Origin of the sequence: Desulfovibrio piger (assembly GCF_012843875.1) — a bacterium.
Classification (GTDB): Bacteria; Desulfobacterota; Desulfovibrionia; order Desulfovibrionales; family Desulfovibrionaceae; genus Desulfovibrio.
In genome coordinates, this window is the sequence record NZ_JABAFY010000078.1 from 1 (window position 1) to 7,501 (window position 7,501).

6 protein-coding genes and 2 tRNA genes are annotated in these 7,501 nt (G+C 62.9%); 3 read left to right on the top strand and 5 right to left on the bottom strand.

Going from position 1 to position 7,501, the window contains the following annotated elements:
* Positions 1-215: 215 nt before the first annotated feature.
* Entirely contained in the window at positions 216-1,271 is a 1,056-nt protein-coding gene (locus HF854_RS11830) for a hypothetical protein (protein WP_168936473.1), read from the top strand.
* Positions 1,272-1,590: 319 nt separating this feature from the next.
* On the opposite strand, the gene HF854_RS11835 is transcribed toward HF854_RS11830, so the two are convergent.
* The 5 genes from HF854_RS11835 to HF854_RS11855 all read right to left on the bottom strand — a co-directional run bounded on the left by HF854_RS11835 (position 1,591) and on the right by HF854_RS11855 (position 5,986).
* Positions 1,591-1,666, bottom strand: a tRNA-Asn gene (locus HF854_RS11835).
* Between the two features lie 73 nt (positions 1,667-1,739).
* Positions 1,740-1,815: transfer RNA gene (locus HF854_RS11840), tRNA-Asn, on the bottom strand.
* Between the two features lie 69 nt (positions 1,816-1,884).
* Positions 1,885-2,568 (bottom strand): epoxyqueuosine reductase QueH, encoded by a 684-nt coding sequence (locus tag HF854_RS11845; RefSeq protein ID WP_168936474.1) that lies wholly within the window; start codon positions 2,566-2,568, stop codon positions 1,885-1,887.
* Positions 2,541-4,997 (bottom strand): Rne/Rng family ribonuclease, encoded by a 2,457-nt coding sequence (locus HF854_RS11850; protein WP_168936475.1) that lies wholly within the window; start codon positions 4,995-4,997, stop codon positions 2,541-2,543. Before HF854_RS11850 ends, HF854_RS11845 begins: the two co-directional genes overlap by 28 nt.
* Before the next feature lie 296 nt (positions 4,998-5,293).
* Positions 5,294-5,986, bottom strand: coding sequence for a metallophosphoesterase (locus tag HF854_RS11855; RefSeq protein ID WP_168936476.1), 693 nt, complete (start codon positions 5,984-5,986; stop codon positions 5,294-5,296).
* Positions 5,987-6,057: 71 nt separating this feature from the next.
* Here HF854_RS11855 and HF854_RS11860 point away from each other — a divergent pair, with 71 nt between their 5' ends.
* Together HF854_RS11860 and HF854_RS11865 are read left to right on the top strand one after the other, a co-directional pair.
* On the top strand, positions 6,058-6,675 hold the full coding sequence (locus HF854_RS11860) for a 5-formyltetrahydrofolate cyclo-ligase (RefSeq protein WP_168936477.1): 618 nt from the start codon (positions 6,058-6,060) through the stop codon (positions 6,673-6,675).
* Positions 6,666-7,412, top strand: a complete 747-nt coding sequence (locus HF854_RS11865) for a purine nucleoside phosphorylase YfiH/LACC1 family protein (RefSeq protein ID WP_168936478.1) — start codon at positions 6,666-6,668, stop codon at positions 7,410-7,412. The genes HF854_RS11860 and HF854_RS11865 overlap by 10 nt, the downstream gene beginning before the upstream one ends.
* The last annotated feature ends 89 nt before the right edge of the window (positions 7,413-7,501 follow it).

A 7,501-nucleotide genomic window follows, 5' to 3' on the forward strand; every position in this document is an offset into this window, starting at 1 on the left:
TTGTTACCTCGTCAATTTTATGGGGCTACTTTACCTTGCTTTGGCCTGTATCCTTTGGAGAAAACTGGTATAGCAAGATATATGCCGGACATTCTCTAAATGACTGTCTGGAGTGAATCTGGTGAACTACCGAATCGCTATGGGGAGACTTCCGTATAAAAATATAATAGATATAGTTTTCCTATAGTTCGACATGATAAGGAATGGATGGTAATATGCAAGAATCATTAAAGAAACGTTGTATTATTGTGGTAGCCCTTACGGTTGTTCTGTCATGCCTTTTATATGCGCCCATCAGGATGGGAACAGGAGTCAATAAAGATATCCCCCTGATCGGTGCAGCCGAGAGTGTGGCCGAAAACTACTGTGAGCAGACGCTCATAGCTGCGACCAAGGCTTATGTAGCCGCCAAACTGATCGATAAATGCATCTCGACACTGCAACAGGTGGAGATCTCATTCACGCCTTTTGGCATGGGGGTGACCGTGGCCCCAGGCGAGATGCTGGCAGCAGTCAATGAAGCCATCGAACGGGTAAGCTCGGCCCTGTTTACAGTCATAGGTATCATGCTGGTGGAAAAGCTGCTCCTGGGCATGCTCTCCTGGGTCAGCTTCAAAGTGCTTTTACCGGTCGCTCTGGGCTTTGGCATTTTGTACTGTGTGGCAGGACGGTTTATGCCCTGGAGTCGGTCCATCGCCCTGTTCTTGGCCAGTACTGCCTTGCTGTGCTGGTTGTTCTTGCCATTGACCGCTCTGGTCAGCGGCTATGTTGAAGAGGGATATCTGGGGGGTGTCTATGCCGAACAGATGGAGAAGGTCGAGGGAGCTGAGGCCGGGGTCATCCTAGAGGACGTAGTGGAGCAGGAGGAACTTCGAGTCCCTTCTGCCGAAAGTTCGGGGGGAGGCTGGTTTTCCGGTCTGACAGATGGGGTGTCAGCTTTGGTGGATAAACTTTCGTCCCTGGTTGAGAACATCAGGAAGGCCGCTGATAAGCTAAGCGTCGAGGCGGTCCAGAAAAAAGCCACGGAGATCCTCAACTATGCGGATGATGCCACGGACAGACTGTTCCATGCGTTTTGCATCTTTGTGGTGACGACCATCCTCATCCCGTTATTTAGTTTTTTTGTCTTGTGCCGTCTTGTCTGTCTTTTGACCCGGCGTCTTGTACAGGAGACACCACAGGTAGAACGCTTGCTGATCATGCTGGAGAAGCAGCAGCGTGGGCGGCAGCCTGAGCTTGGCATGGCGGAGATGGACAAAAAGCTGCCGTAGGGGCATAGGCCACGTCCAAAGCCCGTCTGCAGAAGTTGCTCCCCTCCAGGGAGGCCCGCTTTTGAAGAGGTCGCTGGGAGCCGTGAATAAGGAGATCAGGCGAAGCCCTCTGCCCACGATATTGCCCTTCCTGTTCATCCAGGGAGAGGCTATCCTGCCAGACTAGAGGGGCAAGTACAGAGGAAGCGCTTGAGAGGGGAAGGGGAGAGCTTTACAAAAAACGTCTCCGTCCCCTCTCAGGCCGTGCCGGCGGCCTCTGTAACAAAAAAGCATACAAACAGAAAAAGCCCTTGCGATTTCTCGCAAGGGCTTGATCGTCTGGCTCCCCGAGACGGACTTGAACCGCCAACCTAGTGATTAACAGTCACCCGCTCTGCCGATTGAGCTATCGGGGATCATTGATTGCTTTGTTTGCAGCTTTGGGGAAATAAGGGCTTGCGCTTGCCGCGCAAGCCCTGAAGTCCTTTGTGGCTCCCCGAGACGGACTTGAACCGCCAACCTAGTGATTAACAGTCACCCGCTCTGCCGATTGAGCTATCGGGGAGTGCTGCAAAAGCAACGAAAGTCTTTCTACGGAAAACAGGTCCGTTCGTCAAGCGGAAAAATCATTTTTTCAGGATTTTTTTATCAGGCGCTGCAACTTTTTGTCATAACGCTCGGCTTCGCTGTACACACAGCCGCAATAAGGCTGGCGATATACGCCCCATTCCTTGGAAAAATCGATGCCTGCCTGCCAGTCGGTGCGGAAATCGCGGTAGACGAAGCGGGGGCCTTCGCTCAGGGGGGCGTCTTCCGCCGCTGCGGCATGTTCTCCGGCGGCCCGGATGACGTCGTGCGGCTGGTAGCGGGAGTAGAGCAGGCTGCTGCTCACGTGGGCATAGCCGTTGGCGCGGGCATAGGCCACGGCGGCCTGCATGCGGCTGCTGCAACACCAGGCGCAGCGCTGCGGGGGCAGGTCACGTCCGGCCACGGAGCGCAGCCAAGCCACCAGATCCCAGGTATCGTCCTGACAGATGAGCTCGATGCCCAGACGGGCGGCGCATTCCTCGGCGGCCTCGCGGCGGCGCAGGTATTCCATCAGGGGCTGGATGTTGGGATTCATGTACCAGGCCGTGACCGTGAAGCCCTCGTCCTGCAGGCGCTTGACCGGCATGATGGAGCAGGGACCGCAGCAGATGTGCAGCAGCAGGCTACGCTCGCCTTTGACGGGTTCAAAAACAGGGGCCTGCCCCGAAGGGCAGGCCGCGGAAGTTTCGACAGGGGCGTCCGTTACGGACGGATGCTGATTTCCAGACATTTGCCAAAATCCTGTTCCATGTCGCGCAGGCTGTCGCGCTTGTGGTTGAGCAGATAAAGGCCCAGTTCCCGCGTGGTCTCGAAGACGTACTTGTCGCCGCCGTGGGTCCGCAGGGCACGGCGCATCTCGCGCAGGGCCTGCAGGGCCTGCCATTCAAGGTTGCGCCGCTGGCCCGTGCCGCCGCAGAAGGGGCAGGGCTCCATGGTGATGGAAAGGGCCGAGGAGCCCGTACGCTGGCGCACCAGTTCCAGCAGGCCGAAGGAGCTCATGCGGCCCACGTCGTGGCGGGCGCGGTCGTTCTTCATGGCCGTGCGCAGGGTCTTTTCCACTTCCAGCACGTGTTTCTTGTCACGCATCTCGATGAAGTCGATGACCACCTGGCCGCCGATGTCGCGCAGCTTGAGCTGGCGGGCGATGGCGTCGGCGGCCTCCATGTTGGTGCGGTGGGCCATGGACTCGAAATTGACCTTGCCGGAGATCTTGCCGGAGTTGATGTCCACGGCCATGAGGGCCTCGGTCTGGTCAAAGACCAGGCGGCCGCCCGAAGGCAGGGTGACCTCGCGGGAATAGATCTGGTCCAGCTGGCGGCGCAGGCTGAAGCGCTCCCACAGGGGCATGCGCACGTCGGTATGCAGGCGCACCAGCTCCTTCTTGCGGGGGAAGAGCAGGGAGACGGTCTCGCGGATGCTGTCGGCCACTTCCTCGTTGTCCACCCAGATCTCGCAGACATCGTCGGTCAGGTAGTCGCGCACGGCCCGCTGGGGCAGGCCCGGCTCCTGATAGATGAGGGCCGGGGCCGAGACTTCGGTGGCCTTCTTGCGGATGTCCTTCCAGACGCGCTTGAGGTACTGGAGGTCGTTCTTGAGCGTGGTCTTGGTGGTGCCGGCGCTCACGGTGCGCACGATGACGCCCAGGCCCTGGCCGGGGTCGATGCCGTTCATCATCTCGCGCAGGCGGGTGCGCTCTTCATCGCTGTCCACCTTGCGGGAAACGCCGATCTGCTCCTGACCGGGGGTCAGCACCAGGAAGCGGCCCGCCAGCGACAGCCAGGTGGTGAGGAAGGCGCCCTTGTTGCCGGTGGGTTCCTTGACCACCTGCACCAGCACTTCCTGGCCGGGCTTGAGCACTTTCTGGATGGGCGGGAATTTTTTGCCCTTGCTGGACTCGTGATGGGTCAGCCAGTATTCGGGGTGGATCTCGTCGATCTGGAGGAAGCCGTTCTTGCCCGCGCCGTAGCTCACGAAGGCAGCCTGCAGGTTGGTGTCGATATTGTGGATGACACCCTTGTAGATATTGCCCTTGAGTTTGCGCTGATGGAACATGTCCAGGTAGTATTCCTGCAGGCGGCCTTCCTCGGCGATGGCCACTTCCACCTGCTCGCCGGGCAGCACGCTGATGAACATGCGCCGCTTGCCCGCGGCCACCTTGGCCTTGACCGCGGCCGCACGCACGCTGCCCTTTTTGGGGGCTTCGCTGTCCTCGCCACGGCGGCGGGGACGGGCAGGAGCGTTTTCCAGACTTTCCACATCACCGGTGGCCGCCTGCCACAGTTCCTCGTCACTGAGATCGTCCGGCAGGTCGGCAGGGGCGGCCGTTTCGGCGCTCTCCTCGGTATCCTTGTCGGCAGGTTCGGCACTTTCCGCCTGGGCCTCACGGTTCTTGCGGTTGCGCCCGCGTCCGCCGCGACGGCCGCGACGGCTCTTGCGGCGGGGCTGTTCCTCGCCGTCTTCCTGGCTGCCGGTATCGGCAGTGGCCGTTTCGTTGCTCTCAACAGCCGCAGCGGTCGCCGCATCTTCGCTATCCGGGGCGGCCTTGGCGGCAGGCGCCGCAGGCGTCTCGGCAGCGGGGGCTTCAGCCGTCACGGCAGCAGGCTGATCGTCAGAGGGACGGGCCGCGGGCGTTTCGGTGGTCTGGTCGCCGCTTTCGGCAGGGGCAACTTCGGCCGGCTGGCTCGCAGCTTCGGGAGATTTTTTGCGGGGGGTACGCTGGCGGCGCTGGGCACCGGGCGAACGGCGGGCCCCGCGACGGGGCGCGGCGTGCTGTTCGCCGTCGGTATCGGCAGAGGCTTCGGCAGCTTCGGGGGCTGCGGTCTGGGCGGGCGCCTCTTCAGCGGATGCAGCGGCGGGCGCGGCCTCGGAAGCCGTATTTTCGGCGGCAGGGGCCGTGGTCTTGCGGCGGCTGCTCCGGCGGGCAGGCTTGCGGGGCGCGGTGGCTGCCGCGTCGGTGGCCTGGGCATCGCCCTTGTCCGCAGCGGCCTGGGCGGCATCGGTGGCCGGGGAGGCCGTCAGCGTGGCCGTTTCTTCCGCGGCAGGGGCGGTCTTGGCGCGCGAACTGCGGCGGGTGGTACGGCGTTTGGGGGTGGGGGTTGCTTCAGCGACATCAGAGGAAGCGGCCGCGTCAGACACGGCCGGCGTATTTTCCTGCGTCATAAATATCCTTTTGGACCGCCAGCGGCGGCGAAATTTGTCAGCCGTTATCCCGACTGAGGGAACAGGCCGGACATCCGGCAAACACCGGATGGCGTGTCCGTGAGCGGGCACGGGCCTGGGGATGCCCGGAAAGGGCAGGGCACGGGGGATGGCAGGAGAAAACGCCCGTCACGGGACGGCGTTTTCCAGGCGGCCGGAACAGCCGCCGGAGGGGCAACGTCAGAGAGCGCGGCACCGGGCCGCGCCATGACGGGCGGGATCAGACTGTCTGTCCCCCGCGGAAGCGCTGGGCTTCGCTAATCACAATTTTCAAGGACGCGCAGCTCCACGGACAGCTTGCCGCCGCTGGAGCGCAGCAGCACATAGCCGCCCTGGGCCAGAGCGCCCGGATTCACCACGATGGTGCGGCCCACCCTGTCCACGGCGCGCGCTTCGTGGATATGTCCGCACAGGCAGACATCGGGTTGGGCTTCTTCAAGGAATTCGCGCACGGCAGTAGAGCCCACGTGAATATTGCCCGGGATGACGTCACAGGCGCTGTCCTTGGGCGGATTGTGCGAAACCAGCACGGTGTGGGGGTACTTGCGGGCCTTCTGCCAGCTGTTCTCAAGCCAGCCGGCGAAGGTGGATTCAGGAAACTCGCTGGGCGTCCCGAAAGGCGTGAACGTGGAGGCCCCGATGCCGAAGATGGCCGTATCGGGCGTGAGCTCGTGCACCTGCGTGTGCAGGTTGCAGCCCAGGCCGCTCAGCCATTCGTCCACTTCGGGCCGGTCCATGTTGCCGATCTGGGCCCAGATGCGGGGATTGTGCGCCCGCAGAACGTCCATGACCATCTCGGCCTGCTTGACGCCGCCTGTGATGGTCAGGTCGCCGGTGACGATGATGCCGTCTGCCTGCGCCAGCTCGGGGATACGGGCAAACAGCCCGGGCTCGTCGTGAATGTCCCCAACGGCAATCCAGAGATGATCCTGTTCGTTGACGCTTGGCATGGCGGTGTTTCCTTTGTTATAAAGTCACTTCGCGAACTATGGCACATTTTAGCAAGGATGGAAAGACCTCCATGTCCCTTTCCCCCGATGAGCAGAAGAAGGAATTGCGCGCCCGCATGCGTGGGCTGCGGCGCGGTCAGGATCCCGACCTGGCACGGCAGCGGGCCCGTGCGGCCCAGCAGGCCCTGCTGGACTGGGACGCCTGGCAGCAGGCCGCCCGCGTGGCCCTGTACGTGGCCCTGCCGGAAGAAGTGCATACCGGCTACCTGCTGGCCGATGCCTGGCAGCGCCGTGTGCGGGTCTATCTGCCCCGGGTGCGCCTGGAACGCGGGCTCATGGACTTCGTGCCCTGTTCCCGGGTGGGCGACATGGCCGCCGGGCCCTACAAGATGCTGGAGCCCCATGCCGGTCTGCTGGGCATGGCGCCCCCGGTGCTGGCCCATCCCGATTTTTGTCCCGACGTGCTCATCCTGCCCGGTGTGGCCTTTGACCGCGCGGGCAACCGCCTGGGCTTCGGCGGCGGCTACTATGACCGTTTCCTGGCGGCGTTCGGTGCCCGGGGCAGCGGTCGGCGGCCCCTGCTGGTGGGCCTGTGCTATGCTTTCCAGGTGGTGGACGCGCTGCCTTCCCAGGACTGGGACCGGCCCGTGGACTGCCTGTGTACTGAAGAAGGACTCGTATGCCTGTAAGTTTCATCCCCTTTGTGTTCCCCGGCGTGGACAATGTGCGCTGCGCCTTCCAGACCCGCTGGCAGGAGGCCGGAGACGGCCCGTACGCCGGTGGCAACATCTCTCTCGCCACGGCCGATGACCGGCAGAGCGTCATCGGCAACCGCCGCGAACTGCGGGCGGCCCTGGGCCTTCGGCGCATGGCCGAACTCAATCAGGTGCACGGCGATGCCATGATCTTCGAGCCCGATGCCGTGGAGCCCGACGCCGTGCCCCGCTGCGATGCCGATGGCATGGCCACCGCTCAGGCCGGGCTTGGGCTGGTCATCAAGACCGCCGATTGCCAGCCCATCCTGCTGGCCCACAAGAGCGGCCGTTTCGTGGCCGGTATCCATGCGGGCTGGCGCGGCAACCGTTGTGACTTCCCCGGTTCCGGGGTGCGCCGCTTCTGCGAGCACTACGGCGTGGAACCGCGCGAACTTCTGGCCGTGCGCGGCCCGAGCCTGGGCCCGGCCCGGGCGGAGTTCATCAACTTCGAAAGCGAGTGGAGCGACGAGTTCCGCCCCTGGTTCGACGCCCAAAGCCGCACCATGGACCTGTGGGGCCTGACCCGCTGGCAGCTGGAGCAGGCCGGGCTGCTGCCGCGCAACATCTACGGCATCGATTTGTGCACGGCCAGCTGCAACCGCCAGTTCTTCTCGTACCGCTGCGTGAAGGCTTCCGGCCGTCAGGCCAGCGTCATCTGGCGTCTGGACTAGCAGGCCGGAGAGCTTGCTTGTGATGAGGGGGGAAGGGGGAAACCTTGGCTCGCGCACAAGGTTTCCCCCTTCCCCCCTCAAGCTCCCCC

Excerpts from the sequence above, each read along its gene's own strand:
- HF854_RS11855 (WP_168936476.1), bottom strand. The coding sequence starts at position 5,986 with ATGCCAAGCGTCAACGAACAGGATCATCTCTGGATTGCCGTTGGGGAC.
- HF854_RS11860 (WP_168936477.1), top strand. The coding sequence starts at position 6,058 with ATGTCCCTTTCCCCCGATGAGCAGAAGAAGGAATTGCGCGCCCGCATG.
- HF854_RS11850 (WP_168936475.1), bottom strand. The coding sequence starts at position 4,997 with ATGACGCAGGAAAATACGCCGGCCGTGTCTGACGCGGCCGCTTCCTCT.
- HF854_RS11865 (WP_168936478.1), top strand. The coding sequence starts at position 6,666 with ATGCCTGTAAGTTTCATCCCCTTTGTGTTCCCCGGCGTGGACAATGTG.
- HF854_RS11830 (WP_168936473.1), top strand. The coding sequence starts at position 216 with ATGCAAGAATCATTAAAGAAACGTTGTATTATTGTGGTAGCCCTTACG.
- HF854_RS11845 (WP_168936474.1), bottom strand. The coding sequence starts at position 2,568 with ATGTCTGGAAATCAGCATCCGTCCGTAACGGACGCCCCTGTCGAAACT.